Raw genomic sequence first — 18,720 nt, 5'->3', positions numbered from 1 at the left:
ATGCACTACATCTGGGCCTTCTTGGGATTGACCTGCGTCGCGCTCGCCATGATCGGCGTGTTCCTTCCGCTGCTACCGACCGTTCCCTTCCTGCTGCTCGCTGCATTCTTCTTTGCTCGCTCCTCCTCGCGTCTGCACACCTGGCTGCTGACACATCGCAGCTTTGGCCCCCTGATCGTCGACTGGCAAACCTCCGGTGCAATCAAAACGCGCGCAAAAAAGGCGGCGACCCTGTCGATCGCCGCCGTCTTTTTGCTGTCGCTTGTTCTTGGCGTTCCCTCCCACGTCCTGATCATTCAGGCCGTGGTCCTGGGTGCGGTCCTGATCTTTATCTGGACCCGGCCTAGCGGCTGAGCTTGGCGCATAGATCGTCCAGCTGATCCAGATTTTCATAGGTCAGAACGACCTGCCCCGTTTCAGTTCCGGCTTTGTGGTTGATCACCACCTTCATCGCCAGAATCGCCGACAGGTCTTTTTCCAATGCACGCGTATCCGCATCCTTATCGGAATCCGGACCTTTTGCGCGGGACTCACCGGGTTGCCTGTCTCCTTGCTGCTGTTTCTTGACCAGTGCTTCAGTGGCCCGCACCGACAATCCGTCCCGCACAACGATCCGCGCCAACTCGGATGGGTTTTCCGCCGTGATCAGAGCCCGCGCATGACCAGCCGAAAGCTTTCCTTCGATCACCAGTGTCTGAACATCCATTGGCAGCGACAGCAACCGCAAGAGGTTGGCAATGTGGCTGCGGCTTTTACCCAGCGCTTCGGCCATCTTCTCCTGCGTATGACCGAATTTCTCCATCAACTGCCGATACCCGGCGGCTTCTTCCACCGCATTCAGGTCGGCCCGCTGGATATTCTCGATAATGGCGACTTCCAGAACCTCAGTATCGTCAAATTCTCTAACGATAACAGGAACTTCGTGCAATTGCGCCAGCTGTGCAGCGCGCCAGCGACGCTCTCCGGCAACAATCTCGTACCCACCGTCGCCGGCTGGCCGCACGATCATGGGTTGGATAATGCCCTTCTCCTTGATCGAGGCCGCAAGCTCGTTCAACTGCTCCTGCGAAAACGTCCGGCGGGGCTGATTGGGATTGGCCCTTACCTTTTCGATCGGCACCCGCATGTCTGGACGACGCAGCTCGGTCGAGGAATGACCAGCACTGTCATGCGACACATCCGCCATCAGGGCAGACAATCCACGCCCCAAGCCCCGGGGCTTGCTTTTCTTGACGTTCATCTGACCCTCCTTCTCTGCTCGCTATGCGGCGACCTTTTTGTGTTTGCTCACCATTTCCCGAGCCAGATGCCGATATGCCATAGCCCCCAGAGAGCCAGAGTCATATTGCAACACCGGAAGCGCATATGATGGCGCTTCGCTGACCCGAACATTTCTGGGTATCTTGGTTTTAAATACCATATCCCCCAGATTGTCACGCGCGTCCTTTTCCACTTGGCGGGACAAGTTGTTGCGGTTGTCATACATGGTCAACACAACACCTTCGATTCTGAGCTCCGGATTCGCAGTTTGGCGGACCTCTCGAATTGTCAGCATCAACTGTGACAACCCCTCCAGCGCAAAGAATTCGCTCTGTAGCGGCACCAGAACGGAATTCGCCGCAATCATCGCATTCACGGTCAGCAAGTTCAGCGACGGTGGGCAATCGATCAGGACATAGTCGAACCCGAACCGATCCATCGCGGTCTGCCGCAAGGCGTCATGTAACAAAAAACTGCGTTTTTCATTCGAAATCAGCTCGATATCGGCAGAGCTCAGATCCACCGTTGCCGGTACGATATAAAGCCCCTGAATCGTCGTTTCCTGAATGACTGTTTCCAGTGGGGCCTCGTCTATCAACAGATCGTAGGTGGTCCAGTCGCGGCTATCGACGCCCAACCCCGTTGACGCATTCCCCTGAGGATCAAGGTCGACCACCAGAACACGACACCCGATCTCGGTCAGACCTGCTGCCAGATTGATTGCCGTTGTGGTCTTTCCTACCCCACCCTTCTGATTTGCTACCGCAATGATCCGAGGGCCTGCTGGACGATACAGATCAACCACGTGAGACTCCTTTGATTTTCAGGATAACTGCCTGAGGCTCAGTAATACTAGTAATCGGCTCCGCTTCAAATTTCCATTCTTTGCGGGCGTCGGAAACTTCTTTTTTCCAATTCTCGCCTTTCGGTAACAGCGCCGTTCCGTCTTGCCGCAGATGCCTGTTGCAAAACGACAAAAGCGTTTTTAGGTCGGCAAGCGCTCGCGCCGACAGGATATCTGCGTTCAACGGGTCAATCGCTTCGATTCTTCGGCTAAGCACGGTGCAACTGGCCCCGCATTCACGCGCTGCATTGCGCAAAAATGCTGACTTGCGTTGATCGCTTTCGACAAACGTAAACCTTGTTTCAGGGGACGATTCTTTGGCCAAGATCGCACAAATCATACCAGGAAACCCACCACCGCTGCCAAGATCCACCCAATGTCCCTGCACATCGACGCAACGAAAGACCTGCACTGAATCCAGAATGTGCCTGTCCCAAAGCTCGCTCAGGCTGTTCTTTGACACCAGATTGATTTTCGGGTTCCAACGTTTCAACAGGTTGGAGAAGATTTCCAACCGCTCCATTGTTTCACGTGAAACATTCAGCTTGTCCGCAAACTCCGGTGTAGTCCCGTTCATGCGCCGCGAACTTTCAGATCACGCCTCAGGCGTGCCAAAATCAGCGTCAGCGCGGCGGGTGTCACCCCTTCGACCCGAGAGGCTTGGGCAATATTGACTGGACGGGCCGCAGCAAGCTTTTGTTTCAATTCATTCGACAGCCCTTCCAGCGCAGAATAATCGAACCCATCCGGAATTTCATGCGCTTCATCCCGCTTCATGGCTTCGACATCGCGCTGCTGACGCACGATGTAGTTCGCATAAAGCGCATCGCGTTCTATCTGCCGTCGGATCTCTTCCGGTACATCTCTCAGCCCACCTATCAAGGGCAACAGGTCGTCAAACCCGACATTCGGAAAGGCCAGGATCGCCATGCCGTCCCGGCGGTTGCCGTCCTGATTGACGTCGATCCCCGCACCCCGGATTTCCCGAGGGGTAAAGGTTGTCTCGGTCAACTGTCCCTTCGTTCTTTCCAGCTTCTCCAGCTTATCCTCAAACGCCAGCCTGCGGGTTTCCCCCACACATCCCGTCGCGATCCCAATCGGCGTAAGGCGCTGATCGGCATTGTCCGCGCGCAGGGACAGCCGGAATTCGGCGCGCGAAGTGAACATCCGATACGGCTCAGCAACACCACGGGTAGTAAGGTCGTCTATCATGACCCCAATATAGCTGTTTGCTCGGGTGAAATTCAGCGGCTCCTCACCCCGAACCTCCAGCGCCGCATTCAAACCAGCGACCAAACCCTGTGCAGCGGCCTCTTCGTATCCGGTGGTACCATTGATCTGCCCGGCAAGGTACAACCCCGGCACATGTGAAAGGGAAAGACGCGGGCTCAAAACCCGTGGATCGACATAGTCATACTCGATGGCATAACCTGGCTGCAGGATCTCCGCATTCTCAAGGCCTTTTATCGAACGCACATAAGCCACCTGAACTTCTTCGGGCAACGATGTCGAAATACCATTCGGGTAAATGGTGTGATCATTTACCCCTTCGGGTTCAAGGAAGACCTGATGCGAGTCCTTGTCCGCAAACCGCACGATCTTGTCCTCGATCGACGGGCAGTATCTTGGGCCGACACCCTCGATATGCCCACCATACATGGCCGAGCGAGATAGGTTTTTTTCTATGATCTCATGGGTCCGCGCGTTGGTGTGTGTGATCCCACAGGCGATTTGTGGCGCCGTTACCGATTTCGACAGGAACGAAAACAGCGTCGGTTCATCATCTCCGTCCTGGCGCTCAAGGATGGACCAGTCAATCGTCCGGCCATCCAGGCGCGGCGGTGTCCCGGTTTTCAAACGCGCCAACGGCAGCTCAAAACAGTCCAGTCGCTCTGCCAGCTTGACCGAAGGGCGGTCCCCCATCCTGCCACCAGGGCGCGAAACATCGCCAATATGAATGATGCCTCGCAGGAACGTGCCAGACGTGAGGATTACGCATTTCGCAGGTATTTCCGATCCATCTGCCAGAATGACGCCTTTAACCCGCCCTTGCTCCATCAGAAAATCAACGGCTTCGCCGGTGATGACCGAAAGGTTTTCCTGCCTTGATGTCTCACGCTGCATAGCGGCCCTGTACAACGCGCGGTCCGCCTGAGCGCGCGGTCCTTGAACTGCCGGACCTTTGCGGCGGTTGAGCAGCCGGAATTGAATGCCTGCCTGATCGGCAACACGCCCCATAACACCGTCGAGTGCATCGATCTCGCGAACCAGATGGCCCTTACCCAACCCACCAATCGCCGGGTTACAGGACATCACCCCGATATCCGTCTCGGACAAGGTGATCAAAGCCGTACGCACACCCATCCGCGCCGCGGCATGGGCAGCTTCGGTCCCGGCATGACCAGCGCCGATGACGGCGACATCAAATTGTGAATGTTTCACGTGAAACACTCCCTACTTTCCAAGGCAGAAACTTGCAAAAATCTCGTCCAGCAAGTTCTCGACATCTATTCTACCAACAAGTGATTCCAAGGCCCGGATTGCCGTGCGCAGTTCCTCAGCCGCTATATCATAAAGGTCGGGGCCAGAGTCCAGTATAGCCAACGCCTCAGTCAGCGCTATCGCTGCCTTCTTCATTGCAACCCGATGCCGTTCCCGCGTGGCTATACCAGCACTGGTAGTTCGATCTACTAATACATACGAAATCTGGGATATCAGCCGGTCGATACCCTGTCCGGTTTTCCCCGAAACGCCCTTTGTTTCGTCCCCACGAACATCCGCCTTGGGCAAGACGTGAATATCACCGGCCTGAAACGGAATACCCAGCCCATCAACCGTCTCGGTCAGGAAAACCCGTAAGTCCGCCGAATCCGCCCGTTGGCGGGCAAGAGCAATTCCCAAACCTTCCACGTGATCGGTTGTTTCGCGCAATCCGGCTGTGTCCAACAGCGTCACCGGTAGACCCGACAAGTCCATACGAACTTCGATGACATCCCGTGTTGTACCCGCATATTCCGAGGTGATCGCCGCCTCCCGCCCCGCCAGTGCGTTCAACAGTGTGGATTTGCCTGCATTCGGCGGGCCAACAATCGCCACCTCGAACCCGGTTCGAATACGCTCGGCGATTCTGACGCCCGCAACCTCTTTTTCCAGATCAGCAATCACACCAGATGCAAGCGCCCGCACTTCAGGCGTAACATCGGTCGGCACCTCTTCGTCGGCAAAGTCGATCACTGCTTCCAACAACGACGCCGCCCGGATCAGATTGCGTCGCCAGCGTTCCGCCAGCTGTCCAAGCTCTCCGGCCAGAACCGTCTGCGCCTGTTTGCGCTGCGCCTCTGTTTCGGCATCGATAAGATCGGCAAGCCCCTCGACCTGCGACAAGTCCAGTTTGCCGTTCTCCAGCGCCCGGCGCGTGAATTCTCCGGGCTCGGCCAGACGCAGCCCCTCCATATCTGAAAGGCAACGCAGCACCGCATTCACCGCGGCCGTACTGCCGTGGATCTGGAACTCGACAACGTCCTCGCCAGTAAAGCTGGCCGGCCCCTGAAAGGTCAGCACCAGCCCCTCGTCCAGCCGCTCTCCATCCGAAGCATTCAGAACACGCGTCCGCATTCCGCGTGGCGGCAGGTCGCCACCCGTCAGCAACCGCGCCGCGTCATGCGCCAAGGGCCCGGACAGGCGGATGACCGCCACCCCGGCCTTACCCTGTGCGCTGGCCAAAGCGAATATCGTGTCCATTCGAAGGCCTCGCGTCTGTCCTGAGACCGGATCAGGTGTTCATTGAATCGAAGAAGTCCGAGTTTGTCTTGGTCTGTTTCAACTTCGACAACAGGAACTCGATCGCATCCGTTGTGCCCATCGGGTTCAGGATACGGCGCAACACAAAGGTCTTGGCCAGATCGCCCTTGTTGACCAGCAGGTCCTCTTTCCGTGTACCCGACTTGAGGATGTCGATGGCCGGGAACACCCGCTTGTCGGCGATCTTGCGATCCAGAACGATTTCCGAGTTGCCGGTACCCTTGAATTCTTCAAAGATCACTTCGTCCATCCGGCTGCCGGTGTCGATCAGCGCGGTGGCGATGATGGTCAGCGAACCGCCCTCTTCGATATTCCGCGCCGCACCAAAGAACCGCTTGGGTCGTTGCAACGCATTCGCGTCAACACCACCGGTCAGAACCTTACCCGAGGATGGGACCACGGTGTTAAAAGCTCTACCAAGTCTTGTGATAGAGTCGAGAAGGATAACAACATCTCGTTTATGCTCGACCAAACGCTTGGCTTTTTCGATCACCATTTCCGATACGGCCACGTGGCGCGTCGCCGGCTCGTCAAAGGTCGAGGACACAACCTCACCCTTCACCGAACGTTGCATGTCCGTCACCTCTTCGGGGCGTTCGTCGATCAGCAGCACGATCAGATAGCATTCGGGGTGATTGCGTTCGATCGAATGCGCGATGTTCTGCAGGATCACTGTCTTACCGGTCCGCGGCGGCGCCACGATCAGCGACCGCTGGCCTTTTCCGATCGGAGCGACCAGATCGATCACACGGGCCGACTTGTCCTTGATCGTCGGGTCCTCGATCTCCATCTTCAGTCGCTCATCGGGGTAAAGCGGCGTCAGGTTGTCAAACGCGATCTTGTGCTTTGCCCGGTCGGGATCTTCAAAGTTGATCTTGGTGACGTTGGTCAGCGCAAAATAACGCTCGTTTTCGTCCGGCGCCTTGATATCTCCCTCGATCGTGTCACCTGTCCGCAACGAGTATTGGCGGATCATATCGGGAGAGACATAGATGTCGTCCGGGCCCGGCAAATAGTTCGCTTCGGGCGAGCGTAGAAAGCCGAACCCGTCCTGCAGCACTTCCAGCACACCATCGCCGCCGATGACCCAGCCCTCATCGGCGCGCTCGCGCAGGATCTGGAACATCATCTCGCCCTTACGCATGGTCGAGGCGTTTTCGATCTCAAGCTCTTCAGCCATCGACAACAGGTCTTTGGGGCTCTTGGCCTTGAGATCGGCAAGGTTCAGGGATTCGGTTGTCATGGTTATACGACCCTTGGCCACCATCAGCGTGGCACAGATATGATTTTCAAACAGGAAGACACTCCGCCCGGACGGGCGTGTTGTGCTCTAGATATGTGACTTCCGGGCCGGAGTCAAACCGGCTTCAGAATTTCAGGATCACCGCCAGAACGATCACCACCATCAGAACAGTCGGAACCTCGTTCATCATCCGGTACTGCCGCCCGGTCAGCCTGTTTCGCCCTTCTGCGAAATCCTTGCGCCGCGCCATCAGCCAGTGGTGAAACCAGGTCATCGCGATCACCGCAGCCCCCTTGGCCCAGGGCCACGCCCAATCCCAGGCCACTACACCCGGAGTGAACACCATGACCAGCCCTGCCACCCAGGCCACGACCATCGCAGGTCGCATGATAACCCGCAAAAGCTTGTCTTCCATCTCAAGGAAGATCCTGGGTGCCCCTTCCACGTCCTGTGCCTGTTCCACGTGATAAACGAACAGCCGTGGCAAATAGAACAATCCTGCCATCCAGGAAATCACTGCCATGATGTGCAGGGACTTGGCCCAGGGGTACAGCGTGTAAAGAAGATCGGTCATCAGGGTCCTCGCCGCTCGCTTGGCCCTCCCTAATAAAAAAGAATGTAAAGAGAAAGGATGATGGTTTTGAAGGGGGTTGAAAATCCGTGGATTACTTGTTTTCCCATGCGGTTTTCCCCAAGTGGATCGGGCCTTTTCCGGTTTTCCACAGGCTCAGTACAAAGACGAATATTTTGTTTATATTACAGATGTTTATAGTAAAATTTCTGGTGATCCACCTGAGGGTAAACCACGTAAAATTCCGGAATATCCCGGTTGTCCAGAGGTCCCGAGTTATCCTTGTCCCGGTTGGATAGAAAAAGCGCGAATCCCGGATCTTCTAACCGGAAATCCCGGGGTTGCGTGTCAACCGGAAAACCATACAAACCATTCAAACGAACTCATCGCTTTTCCCACGGGGTTTTCCACATGACTATCCCAATCGTCCTTGCCTCCGGCTCTCAAATCCGCGCGCAGCTTCTCAGGAACGCGGGCGTGCCATTCATCGCGGATGTGCCGCGCGTTGACGAAGATACCATGAAACGCGCCCTTCTGGCGGAACAGGCCTCGCCCCGCGATATCGCCGATGCCCTGGCCGAGATGAAGGCGCGCAAGATCAGCGATAAAAACCCCGATGCGATGGTTCTGGGCTGCGATCAGGTGCTGGATTTCCAAGGTCGTCTCTTGTCTAAGCCCGAAAGCCCCGATGACGCGCTGGCGCAACTCAGGGAAATGCGCGGTCAGCGGCACATGCTGTTGTCGGCCGCCGTCATCTATCAGAACCGCGAACCGGTCTGGCGGCATGTCGGTCAGGTGCGGTTGCGGATGCGTGACAGTTCCGATGCCTATCTGGAAAGCTACGTAACCCGGAACTGGGACAGCATCCGCCATGCTGTCGGAGCCTACAAACTCGAAGAAGAAGGCGTGCGCCTCTTCACCGCCATTGACGGCGACTATTTTAACGTTTTGGGTATGCCCCTGCTGGAGCTGCTCAATTTCCTGACCTTGCGGGGGCTGATCGACCGATGACCAAGACACGGATACCTCTGGCTGGTGTGATCGGACACCCCATCGCGCATTCCCGCTCACCGAAATTGCACGGTCATTGGCTAAAAACCTACGGATTGCCCGGTCACTACATCCCGATGGACGTGGCGCCGGAAGATCTGGAACAGGTGTTGCGCACCCTGCCCAAGGCCGGGTTCGTGGGCGCCAACGTGACCGTCCCGCACAAAGAGGCCGCGTTGCGGATCGCCGATCACGTAACCGACCGCGCCCGCCAGATCGGTGCGGCAAACACGCTTGTCTTTCAAGCGGATGGCACCATTCACGCTGACAACACCGACGGTTATGGTTTCATGGCGAACCTGCGTGCCGGTGCACCGGATTGGAACCCGGAAAGCGGCCCGGCGGTTGTCTTTGGTGCTGGCGGGGCCGCCCGCGCGGTCATCTCGGCCTTGCTCGGGGCCGGAGTACCGCAACTCATCCTTACCAACCGCACCCGCGCCCGTGCCGAACAGTTGCAAGCCGATTTCGGTGGCCGCGTTAGCGTGGCGGACTGGAACAGGTCCGGTGATGTGATCGGTGGCGCGGGGCTGGTGGTGAACACCACGTCACTCGGCATGGTCGGCCAGCCGGACCTGCTCGTGCCGCTGGATGGGTTGCGGACCGGTACATTGGTGACCGACCTCGTCTATGCGCCGCTCAAAACCCGTTTGCTCGAAGCGGCGGAACAGGCCGGGTGCGCCACTGTCGACGGGCTTGGCATGCTGTTGCATCAGGCGGTTCCCGGATTTGAACAGTGGTTCGGAAAACGGCCTCAGGTCGATGCCGCCACCCGGGCGGCGGCGCTGGCATGAGTTTTGCGCTAGGCCTCACCGGCTCCATCGGCATGGGCAAAAGCACCACGGCCCAGATGTTCACGGACGAGGGCTGTGCCCTGTGGGATGCGGATGCAGCCGTGCACCGGCTCTATGCGTCTGGCGGGGCGGCCGTCGAACCCATGCGCCGGGCCTTTCCCGACGCCATCGAAAACGGCACAGTCAGCCGAGCCGCCCTGAAACGGATCATCGGCGAAAACCCCGACGCGCTGAAGATCATCGAACAGATCGTCCACCCCCTCGTGGCCGCCGACCGGTCAGAGTTTCGCGCGCAGGCAACGGCCGATATCGTTGTCTTCGACATCCCCCTGCTTTTTGAAACCGGTGGTGACGCGGCGATGGATGCCGTGGCCTGCGTCTCGGTCCCGCCCGAGGTGCAGAAACAGCGGGTAATGGAGCGCGGCACCATGACCGAGGCGCAATTCGAACAGATACGGGTGAAACAGATGCCCAATGACGAAAAATGCGCGCGATCCGATTTCGTCATCGTCACCGACACACTGGACCACGCGCGCGCTCAGGTGCAGGATGTCGTCAGGCAGATACGGGCGGGGCTGGCAGATGCGTGAAATTGTACTCGATACCGAAACCACCGGGTTCGATCCCGAAAGCGGTGACCGGATCGTCGAAATCGGTGCCATCGAGTTGTGGAACCACGTCGCTACCGGCGAGACTTATCACGTCTATATCAATCCAGAACGGTCCATGCCTGCCGAGGCGTTCGGCGTTCACGGCATCGGCCCCGACCTTCTGGAACCGCCGCAGAACCCCGAACCCGGGCAGATCACGCTTCGCGACAAGCCAATCTTTTCCAAGGTTGGCCAAGGGTTTCGCGATTTCGTGGGTGATGCAAAGCTGGTGATCCACAACGCCGCCTTCGACATGAAGTTTCTCAACGCCGAACTGGGCTGGATAGGCCTGCCGCACATCCCGTGGGAGCAGGCCATTGATACGCTCGCCATCGCCCGCCGACGGTTTCCCGGCTCGCCCGCCTCGCTGGATGCGCTGTGCCGCCGGTTCAATATAGACAATTCGAACCGAATCCTGCACGGCGCGCTGCTTGACTCGGAAATCCTGGCCGAGGTCTATCTGGAACTGATCGGCGGGCGGCAGCCCGATTTCGGCCTGTCAGCCACAGGCACAAATGACCCACGCGCAGGCGATACCGAGGCATGGCGTCCGACGGCCCGTCCAACCCCTCTGGCTGGACGGATCACCGAGGCCGAGCAACAGGCCCACGAGGCATTTCTGGAAAAACTGGGCGAGAACGCCCTGTGGAAACGCGCCTGACCGGCAGGCCAGGCGCACAATCCGAACTCAGGCGTCGGCCTTTTGCGTCTGGGCCTGGCGACGCAGCAACTCGTTGCGATAAAGCTGCACAAAGTCGATATTGTCGAGGTTCACCGGCGGATAACCACCGTCGCGGGTCACGTCGCTGACAATCCGGCGCAGGAACGGGAACAGCATGCGCGGGCATTCAATCAGCAGGAACGGATGCATCTGATCCTCCGGCACGCCTTCGACATGGAACAGACCACAATAGTCGATCTCGAACAGGAACAGAACCTCGTCCATCGCCTTGACCTTCGAGGTCAACTTCAGCTTGATCGACACTTCGTACTGATGGTCGGCCTGCCGTTTCTTGGCATCCAGATTGACCTGCACCTGGATCTCGGGCTGCACTTCGCCTGACACGCCCTTTTGTGCCATCACGTTTTCAAAGGACATGTCGCGAATGAACTGTCCCAGAACGCGCATCTGGACCTGAGGGGTTTGCGGGGCTTGTACGCCTTCGGGCTGGCCGCCCTCGGCACTGTTCTCGGTCATTGAAGTACTCCGGTTTTTTTGATCACCGCTGCTTATCAAGTAACCGTTATCGACTCAATGCCGCCGGCTGTCTCGAATCTGCGAAATTGGGTCATTTGCGGTGTTTTGTGGGTGAACCTCGGTAAACTCTCCGTCAATTATGTCTTCTCGATTGAAACGCGCGCCTCTCGAACGAAAATGCGTCCGGGATTGAGGGTGTATTCGTGAGGGTTGAGTGACTTTGCGCAGATAGTTGAAAACCAAAGATCTGACCGGCGGGATCAACAGCGCAATACCAATGGCATCAGTAAAAAACCCCGGCGTCATCAGGAATGCGCCCGCGATGATGATCATGATCCCATGCATGATCGGTTCTGTTGGGTCGGACATTGTCGTAAAGGCGTTTTGCGCGCGTACCATCATTTCCTGACCCTGTGCTCGGATAAGGGCGGTACCTATAATCGCCGTCAGCACCACGATTGCCAGCGTCGGCCACAGCCCGATCCAACCGCCGACTTTGATAAAAAGGGCGATCTCGATGATTGGCACCAGCAAAAAGGCCAAAAACAGATACATTTGTCACGTCCTTTCCCACATGGCGGGTGGTGGACTTGCCGCCATGTGTCCCCTACATAGTGGTTTAAGGCCCTGTGCACAAAGTCTCTGTTCCGAAATGAGGACAAAATGAATTCACCCCTGATCCAGCTTCTGGTGCTGGCCGGCATCGCCGTTTTCCTGATCTTGCGACTCAGAAGTGTTCTGGGCACGCGGGAAGGCTTTGAAAAACCGCCTGTGCCGCGCCAACCTGCGGGCAAGTCGCGCCGTGATTTCGAAGTGATCGAAGGCGGCCCTGATCAGGACATCATCGACCATGTCCCCGAAGACAGCCCAGAGGCGGAACAACTGACAGCGATGAAACGGGTCGAACCTTCGTTTTCGGTCAGCGAATTCGTTCAGGGCGCGCGCGGCGCTTACGAACTGATCGTCATGGGGTTCGAGCGCGGCAATCTCGACGAGATTCAGCCCTTCCTGTCGGAAGAGGTGTTCGACACCTTCGTCTCGGTGGTGGCCGACCGCGAAGACAAGGGCCTGACGATCGAGGCCGAATTCGTGGGTGTCCGCGAAACCACGCTTTCGGATGCGAAATTCGACAAGGATAGCAACCGCGCCGAAATCACAATGCGTTTCGTCGGCGAACTGACCTCGGTCGTGCGCGACAAGGGCGGTGACATCGTCGAAGGCAGCCCGAATACCGTCAAGCGGCAAAAGGACAGCTGGACCTTTGCCCGCGTGATGGGCAGCGACGACCCGAACTGGATGCTGGTCGCCACGGACGCATGATTGCCGGCCTCCGGTCATTTGTTCTGGCAGGTGCCCTCATGACCGCGGCCAGCGGTACCGGGGCCGAGCCGACATATGACGTCCTGTCCTTCGACGATCTTGACGGCTGGGCGCAGGACGATCACGCCGCCGCCCTGTCCGTGTTTCTCAACACTTGCGAGGATCTGGGCGATCCAGACTGGCAGACCCTGTGTTCGATTGCACAGATGCATCAGGGCGATGCGGCGCGGTCCTTCTTCGAATTGTTCTTTCGCCCGATCCTGATCCGGGACGGTAAGGACGCGCTGTTCACCGGCTATTTCGAACCCGAACTCGACGGCTCGCTGCACCGAACCGACAGGTTCCGTTATCCGATCTACCGGATGCCGCCAGAGGCGCGCGAAACCTCTCCGTGGCTCAGCCGCCGCGAGCTTTTGACCAGCGGTGCCCTCGAAGGGCGCGGGCTGGAAATCGCATGGGTCGATGACCCGGTCGAGCTGTTCTTTCTGCAAATTCAGGGGTCCGGTCGCATCCGCCTGCCGGATGGCAACTCACTGCGGATTGGCTATGGCGGCGCAAACGGGCACCCGTACCGCTCCATCGGAATGGAACTGGTAAAGCGCGGCATCTTTGCTGCTCATCAGGTCAGCGCGCAGATGATCAAGAGCTGGGTCAGAAAGAACCCGGCTGAAGGCATCGAGTTACTGTATCACAACCCGTCTTATGTGTTTTTCCGCAAGCTGAACCGTGTCGCGCCGCACCTTGGCCCGCTCGGCGCGATGAACCGGTCGGTCACCGCGATGCGCACCATTGCCGCCGATCCCGCCTTTACACCGCTGGGTTCGCCCGTCTGGCTGGAAAAGGACGGCAAGGACCCGATCCGCCGCCTCATGATTGCGCAGGATACCGGCTCGGCCATCAAGGGCGCGCAGCGGGCGGACATCTTCTTTGGCACCGGTGACGAGGCTGGCAAGGCCGCCGGTACCCTCAAGGATCCGGGCCGGATGGTGGTTCTGCTGCCAATCCAGCGCGCCTATGCCCTGCTGCCGGACGATTTCTGATGACCCGGCGCAAACTGACGGCAGAAGAGATTGAGCTCTGGCGCAGGGTCGCAAAAAAGACAGAGCGTCTGCACCCCGAAATACCGCACTCGGTCCACCCCCGGACCCTGCCCAAACCGAAACCCGCAAAACCGCTCCCGGCGCGGGTCGAACCCTTCGACCTGGGCCAGTTCGCCACGCCAAAACCACAGCGGCACGCGCTGAAACCCACGATCACCGAGGATCTGGCTGCCGCGCCGCCGCAGATGGACCGTAAGGCATTCGCCCGAATGAAGCGTGGCAAACTCAAGCCCGAGGGGCGCCTTGATCTGCATGGCATGCGCGTCGACGCCGCCCATCCGGCACTGGTCCGGTTCATTCTCGGCGCTCAGGCGTCGGGCAAGCGGTTGGTGCTGGTGATTACCGGCAAAGGCAAGGACCGGGATGAGCCCGGCCCCATTCCCACGCCGCGCGGCGTGTTGCGCAACCAGGTGCCGCAATGGCTGCGACTGCCGCCGCTGGCGCAGGCCGTCATGCAGGTAACACCGGCCCATATCAGCCACGGTGGTGATGGCGCCTACTACGTGTATTTGCGCCGTAGCCGCTAAAACGAACGCACCGCGCGGTGAATGCCGACCCGGGTGATGACGCAGACAAAGACGAAATAGGCGGCGATCCCGACAAACTGCGTCTCAAGCCCGATGCCAAGGTCGATCAGCGCCCCGGTCACGCCCGGTCCGATGGCCGACCCCAGCACCATCACCGCCGCCGCCACCGCCTTGATCGAACCAATGTGACGGGTGCCGTAAAACTCGGCCCAGAACGCGCCCGGCAGCGTGGTATTCGCGCCCGTCGTCAGCGCCAGAAAGAACAGGCCCACCAACGCCCCGCCAATGCTCTGGGCAGATGCAAGGATCAGAAAGGCCAGCGCCATTGGCAGCTGATAAAAGGGCATCATTCGCGCCGTGCCCCATTTGTCCAGCGCCCAACCCGCCCCGAACATCGAAAACAGTGACAGCCCGGTGTAAAAGGGAAACAGCGCCACCAGCTCGATATGCAGCCACCCCTTGATCTCGGCCAGGTACACCTGGTGGAAAAAGAACGCCGTAACAAACGCTCCCGGCCCCAAAAGCGCCGGAACCATGAACCAGAACAGCGGATGCGTCAGCGCCTCGCGCCGGGTCCAGTGACGATCCTCCATCCCGGCGGCGGAATAGCTGTCCGACATGCTCTGCGGCGTGCGCTCCTGCGCCAGCAGCCGGATCAGGATCGGCGCCCCCATCAGCGCGACCAGCGCGGCGCCCAGCCACAGGAACCGCCAGTCGATCACCGCCATAAGCGCCACAAAAAGCAGCGGCAACAGCGCCTCGCCAACCGCGAACCCGGTGGTGGCAATGGCCATCGCCCGGCCTCGCGTCGTGGTGAACCAGCGCGCCATGGCGACCATGGCGATATGACTGCTCATCCCCTGCCCGAAAAGGCGCAGCAGAAAGATCACCACCGGCAACAGCGCAGCCACCGGATTCAGCGCCATTGCCACCGCCGCCATGGCCAGCCCGGCCAGAACCGCCGGTCCTAATACGCGCACCCGAAAGACATCCGTCAACGACCCCGCCCAGACCATGACCGCCGCCGACACCATGGTCCCCAGCGAATAGATCCCGCCCCATTGCCCGTGGCTCAAGCCGAATTCGGCCCGGATCTCGCCGGCAAAGATCGAAATGAAAAAGGTCTGCCCGAAACTCGACAGAAAGGTCAGCAAAACCCCGGCTGCCAGCCACCGCGCATTCTCGGCAAGATAGCCTGACAGCGACGACAGTTTCATCCGCCGTCATCCACCGGGGCCAGGACAGTCTCTGTCGCTTGCCCCCGCCGCCGTTTTCCCGCCGGGGTCAGGAACCCGATCGTTGCCTCCTCGGGACCGAACGTATCGCTCAACCGGCGCGCGGAACTCAGGATGGATATCAGCGCCGGAGAGGTCGCCGCCACGAAATGAGACGACTCCGCATCGTCGCTAAAGGCCGTCGTGTCGATGATGTCGACCGGATAATCTGCCAGCTGATCGACCGACGCCAGATTGCCCAATCGCTTGCTGTCGTTGGTGCCGCGCAGACGCGCCGAGATGTTCAGCGCCTTGTCCTTCTTGGACACCATCACCACAAACGGCTTGGGTGGGTTGGGTATCCGGTCCATCTGCGATTTGAACACATCCACATCCAGATCCGGAGAGATCAGGACAACACCGTCAAGCGTGCGCGCCGCCCATCCCGGCTCCTTCAGCTCCGCCTGTCGCATCATCTCCATCGTCAATGCCGATCCCATCGAATGCGCGACGATACCGATCTTGCCGACGCCTTGCGCGTCGAGCTGGCGAATGGTCTCTTCCAGACCGTCGCGCGCAAACAGCATGCTGTCGATGTCATAGGCGTATCCGAACGCGCTTGCCCGGCTGGGCCAGGAATAGATCAGCAGCGATCCGGGCATCCCGATATCTTCCGCCAGTTGCGCCGCCCGAAACGCCGTTTCGGTCTGGGTGGCGTTATAGCCGTGCACGAAAATGGTCACATCCCTGCCGGACCCATTCCGCTTTTCAAGGATGCGCCTGCCCAACTCGGCGGGCGAGTCCAGTTCTTCAAGGCCAGCCAGCACGAATTGCGTGCGCGCGTCAGGCTCGTCATAGGAATAAACCAATTGCCCCGGCTTGTGTGACGGGGGCACCGTCACCGTCATTTCCAGATATTGCAACCGCTCGGCCCTGCGAAACCCATAGGTTCCGTTTCTTTCCCGCGCCCGTGTCGAGGTCGCGAAAACGGTGCGCGGCGCCCCGATCTCCACCGCATCCGGCACAATGACCGAAACGGTTCGGTCCGAACAGGCCGACAGGGTCAGAACTATCAGATAAATCGCCAGCCGCCGCACAGGACTCACTTTCCCGAATCTTGCGCGCCACGCTAGCCGAAAAATGACCGGCGTCCATCCCCCGCCCCGGGTCGCGCTTCTTTCTGGTCTTCAATACCCCGGGGTGAATTGCCCGCAGGGCAAGAGGGGCAGCGCCCCCCATTGCGGCATCAAAGAACGTAGCGGCTCAGATCGGTCGACTTGGTCAGCTCGCCAAGATTCTTCTGAACAAATTCCGCATTCACGGTGACCTGCGTTCCCGCCTGATCCGGCGCGGCAAAGGACAGTTCCTCGAACACCCGCTCCATCACCGTGTAAAGCCGCCGCGCGCCGATGTTCTCGACGCTCTGGTTGACCTCCGCCGCAATCCGGGCAAGTGCCGCGATACCATCCTCTGTGAAAGACACATCGACCTCCTCGGTGCCCATCAGCGCCGTGTACTGGCGGGTCAGTGCATTGTCGGTTTCGGTCAGGATTCGCACGAAATCCTCCTCGGTCAGCGCCCGCAACTCCACCCGGATCGGCAGGCGGCCCTGCAGTTCCGGCAACAGGTCCGACGGCTTGGCGATGTGAAACGCACCGCTGGCGATGAACAGGATATGGTCGGTCTTGACCGGGCCGTGCTTGGTCGACACCGTGGTACCCTCGATCAACGGCAGCAGATCGCGCTGCACGCCCTCGCGGCTGACATCGCCGCCGCGCACATCCGTGCGGGCGCAGACCTTGTCGATCTCATCCAGAAACACGATCCCGTTCTGCTCGACCGCCTCCAGCGCGGCGCGGGTCACCGCCTCGTCATCCAGCAGCTTGTCGGCCTCTTCCCCGATCAGCACCTCGTAACTTTCGGCCACGGTCATGCGCCGCTTGGTGGTGCGGCCGCCAAAGGCTTTGCCGAAAATGTCGCCCAGGTTCATCATGCCCATCTGGCTGCCCGGCTGGCCGGGAATGTCGAACATCGGCATCGGGTTTGAATGATCCGCGACTTCAAGCTCGATCACCGTGTCGTCCAGCTCTCCGGCCTTCAGCTTCTTGCGGAACATCTCGCGGGTGCCCTCGCGCGCATCCTCGCCCGTAATCGCCGAGATCACCCGCTCTTCGGCGGCCTTGTGGGCGCTGGCCTTGACGTCCTCGCGCATGTGCTCGCGGGTCTGCAGGATGGCGGCATCGGCCAGATCGCGCACGATCTGTTCCACATCGCGGCCGACATATCCCACTTCGGTGAACTTGGTCGCCTCGACCTTGATGAAGGGCGCGCGCGCCAGCTTGGCCAGTCGGCGGCTGATCTCGGTCTTGCCAACACCGGTGGGTCCGATCATCAGGATGTTCTTTGGATAAACCTCTTCCCGCAGGTCATCGGGCAACTGCTTGCGCCGCCAGCGGTTGCGCAGCGCCACCGCCACGGCACGTTTGGCGTCCTTCTGTCCGATGATGAAACGGTCAAGCTCCGAAACAATCTCGCGCGGGGTCAGGTCGGTCATCTGCTCTCAATCCGGTTGTTGCGCCCCGGAACCTAAGCATGAGGCGCGGAAACGCAAGCCGATCACGAACAGATCACGGAAAAACACCGGTTTTCACCGAATGGTGACTGCCCCTTACATCCGCCGACGAAATATCCAATTTGCGCTCAAGGCAATATCAGCCTGCTAGAAACCAAGGGAGACAGTATCCAATGATGAATCGCCGCTCACTGCTTATGGCCGCCGCCGCATCCGGCGTGGCACTGACCGTTGCCGCCCCGACCTCCGCCCTGGCCGCCGAAGCAAAGGGCAAATTCGAAGGCCGTTCCAACCACGAAACATCCGGTTCGGTGAAACTGATCAAGCAGGACGACCGCTATATCGTCGAACTGGGCCGCGATTTCTCGCTTGATGGCGGCCCCGATCCGCGCGTGGCCTTCGGCAAGGACGGTCACTATGACCCCGACACCAAGCTGGGCGCGCTGCTCAAGCTCACGGGCAAACAGCGCTATGCCGTGCCGCCGACCTTGGATGTCTCCAAGTTCAACGAGGTCTACATCTGGTGCGAAGTCGCCGGTGTTCCTCTGGGCGTTGCCGCGATCCACTAAGGGCGCCGCC

At 59.2% G+C, this 18,720-nt stretch carries 21 protein-coding genes; 9 read left to right on the top strand and 12 right to left on the bottom strand.

Features of this window, described 5'->3' with window-relative positions; genetic code table 11:
• Positions 1–354, top strand: coding sequence for a YbaN family protein (locus AC2FMY_RS00820; protein WP_496745153.1), 354 nt, complete (start codon positions 1–3; stop codon positions 352–354).
• On the opposite strand, the gene AC2FMY_RS00815 is transcribed toward AC2FMY_RS00820, so the two are convergent.
• From AC2FMY_RS00815 to hemJ, 7 genes are all read right to left on the bottom strand, one after another.
• Positions 344–1,240, bottom strand: coding sequence for a ParB/RepB/Spo0J family partition protein (locus AC2FMY_RS00815; protein ID WP_496806861.1), 897 nt, complete (start codon positions 1,238–1,240; stop codon positions 344–346). The two genes, AC2FMY_RS00820 and AC2FMY_RS00815, sit on opposite strands and share 11 nt — an antisense overlap.
• Before the next feature lie 21 nt (positions 1,241–1,261).
• Entirely contained in the window at positions 1,262–2,065 is an 804-nt protein-coding gene (locus tag AC2FMY_RS00810) for a ParA family protein (protein ID WP_480750054.1), read from the bottom strand.
• On the bottom strand, positions 2,058–2,681 hold the full coding sequence (gene rsmG, locus AC2FMY_RS00805) for a 16S rRNA (guanine(527)-N(7))-methyltransferase RsmG (protein WP_496745157.1): 624 nt from the start codon (positions 2,679–2,681) through the stop codon (positions 2,058–2,060). The genes AC2FMY_RS00810 and rsmG overlap by 8 nt, the downstream gene beginning before the upstream one ends.
• Positions 2,678–4,546 carry a tRNA uridine-5-carboxymethylaminomethyl(34) synthesis enzyme MnmG gene (gene mnmG / locus AC2FMY_RS00800; protein WP_496745159.1) on the bottom strand — a complete coding sequence of 623 codons (1,869 nt, stop codon included), beginning with the start codon at positions 4,544–4,546 and terminating at the stop codon, positions 2,678–2,680. Before mnmG ends, rsmG begins: the two co-directional genes overlap by 4 nt.
• Before the next feature lie 12 nt (positions 4,547–4,558).
• Positions 4,559–5,845, bottom strand: a complete 1,287-nt coding sequence (mnmE, locus tag AC2FMY_RS00795; RefSeq protein ID WP_480750051.1) for a tRNA uridine-5-carboxymethylaminomethyl(34) synthesis GTPase MnmE — start codon at positions 5,843–5,845, stop codon at positions 4,559–4,561.
• A gap of 31 nt (positions 5,846–5,876) precedes the next feature.
• Positions 5,877–7,148: a transcription termination factor Rho gene (rho, locus tag AC2FMY_RS00790; protein WP_480750050.1), complete on the bottom strand. Its 1,272-nt coding sequence runs from the start codon at positions 7,146–7,148 to the stop codon at positions 5,877–5,879.
• Positions 7,149–7,272: 124 nt separating this feature from the next.
• Positions 7,273–7,722: a protoporphyrinogen oxidase HemJ gene (gene hemJ, locus AC2FMY_RS00785; protein WP_496745163.1), complete on the bottom strand. Its 450-nt coding sequence runs from the start codon at positions 7,720–7,722 to the stop codon at positions 7,273–7,275.
• Positions 7,723–8,130: 408 nt separating this feature from the next.
• Between hemJ and AC2FMY_RS00780 the strand changes: the two genes are divergently transcribed.
• From AC2FMY_RS00780 to dnaQ, 4 genes are read left to right on the top strand one after another with little or no spacing between them, the layout of a single operon-like run.
• A complete protein-coding gene (locus tag AC2FMY_RS00780; RefSeq protein WP_496806860.1) occupies positions 8,131–8,730 on the top strand; it encodes a Maf family protein in 600 nt (199 codons plus the stop codon).
• Positions 8,727–9,560 (top strand): shikimate dehydrogenase, encoded by an 834-nt coding sequence (locus AC2FMY_RS00775; protein ID WP_496745166.1) that lies wholly within the window; start codon positions 8,727–8,729, stop codon positions 9,558–9,560. Before AC2FMY_RS00780 ends, AC2FMY_RS00775 begins: the two co-directional genes overlap by 4 nt.
• The gene (gene coaE / locus AC2FMY_RS00770; protein WP_496745168.1) at positions 9,557–10,150 is read left to right on the top strand and encodes a dephospho-CoA kinase; all 594 of its coding nucleotides are present in this window, start codon (positions 9,557–9,559) and stop codon (positions 10,148–10,150) included. Before AC2FMY_RS00775 ends, coaE begins: the two co-directional genes overlap by 4 nt.
• Positions 10,143–10,871: a DNA polymerase III subunit epsilon gene (gene dnaQ / locus AC2FMY_RS00765; RefSeq protein ID WP_496806859.1), complete on the top strand. Its 729-nt coding sequence runs from the start codon at positions 10,143–10,145 to the stop codon at positions 10,869–10,871. Before coaE ends, dnaQ begins: the two co-directional genes overlap by 8 nt.
• A 27-nt stretch (positions 10,872–10,898) precedes the next feature.
• Here dnaQ and secB read toward each other — a convergent pair whose 3' ends face one another.
• On the bottom strand, positions 10,899–11,408 hold the full coding sequence (secB, locus tag AC2FMY_RS00760; RefSeq protein WP_496806858.1) for a protein-export chaperone SecB: 510 nt from the start codon (positions 11,406–11,408) through the stop codon (positions 10,899–10,901).
• 54 nt (positions 11,409–11,462) lie between these two features.
• A complete protein-coding gene (locus tag AC2FMY_RS00755; protein ID WP_496806857.1) occupies positions 11,463–11,963 on the bottom strand; it encodes an FxsA family protein in 501 nt (166 codons plus the stop codon).
• 108 nt (positions 11,964–12,071) lie between these two features.
• Here AC2FMY_RS00755 and AC2FMY_RS00750 point away from each other — a divergent pair, with 108 nt between their 5' ends.
• The 3 genes from AC2FMY_RS00750 to AC2FMY_RS00740 are packed head-to-tail and all read left to right on the top strand — an operon-like array spanning position 12,072 to position 14,355.
• Positions 12,072–12,728: a Tim44/TimA family putative adaptor protein gene (locus AC2FMY_RS00750; RefSeq protein ID WP_496806856.1), complete on the top strand. Its 657-nt coding sequence runs from the start codon at positions 12,072–12,074 to the stop codon at positions 12,726–12,728.
• Complete coding sequence (mltA, locus tag AC2FMY_RS00745) at positions 12,725–13,768, top strand: murein transglycosylase A (protein WP_496806855.1); 1,044 nt, start codon at positions 12,725–12,727, stop codon at positions 13,766–13,768. The genes AC2FMY_RS00750 and mltA overlap by 4 nt, the downstream gene beginning before the upstream one ends.
• Complete coding sequence (locus tag AC2FMY_RS00740; protein WP_496806854.1) at positions 13,768–14,355, top strand: Smr/MutS family protein; 588 nt, start codon at positions 13,768–13,770, stop codon at positions 14,353–14,355. Before mltA ends, AC2FMY_RS00740 begins: the two co-directional genes overlap by 1 nt.
• On the opposite strand, the gene AC2FMY_RS00735 is transcribed toward AC2FMY_RS00740, so the two are convergent.
• The 3 genes from AC2FMY_RS00735 to hslU all read right to left on the bottom strand — a co-directional run bounded on the left by AC2FMY_RS00735 (position 14,352) and on the right by hslU (position 18,123).
• Positions 14,352–15,572, bottom strand: coding sequence for an MFS transporter (locus AC2FMY_RS00735; protein WP_496745176.1), 1,221 nt, complete (start codon positions 15,570–15,572; stop codon positions 14,352–14,354). The genes AC2FMY_RS00740 and AC2FMY_RS00735 overlap by 4 nt on opposite strands.
• Positions 15,569–16,675: an alpha/beta hydrolase gene (locus tag AC2FMY_RS00730; protein WP_496745178.1), complete on the bottom strand. Its 1,107-nt coding sequence runs from the start codon at positions 16,673–16,675 to the stop codon at positions 15,569–15,571. Before AC2FMY_RS00730 ends, AC2FMY_RS00735 begins: the two co-directional genes overlap by 4 nt.
• A 140-nt stretch (positions 16,676–16,815) precedes the next feature.
• A complete protein-coding gene (gene hslU / locus AC2FMY_RS00725) occupies positions 16,816–18,123 on the bottom strand; it encodes an ATP-dependent protease ATPase subunit HslU (protein WP_496745180.1) in 1,308 nt (435 codons plus the stop codon).
• A 191-nt stretch (positions 18,124–18,314) separates the two neighbouring features.
• Here hslU and AC2FMY_RS00720 point away from each other — a divergent pair, with 191 nt between their 5' ends.
• The gene (locus tag AC2FMY_RS00720) at positions 18,315–18,710 is read left to right on the top strand and encodes a DM13 domain-containing protein (protein ID WP_480750035.1); all 396 of its coding nucleotides are present in this window, start codon (positions 18,315–18,317) and stop codon (positions 18,708–18,710) included.
• Positions 18,711–18,720 lie beyond the last annotated feature (10 nt).

This window comes from Ruegeria sp. YKSE079 (assembly GCF_059612845.1).
This window is presented reverse-complemented; position numbering and strand designations above follow the sequence as displayed.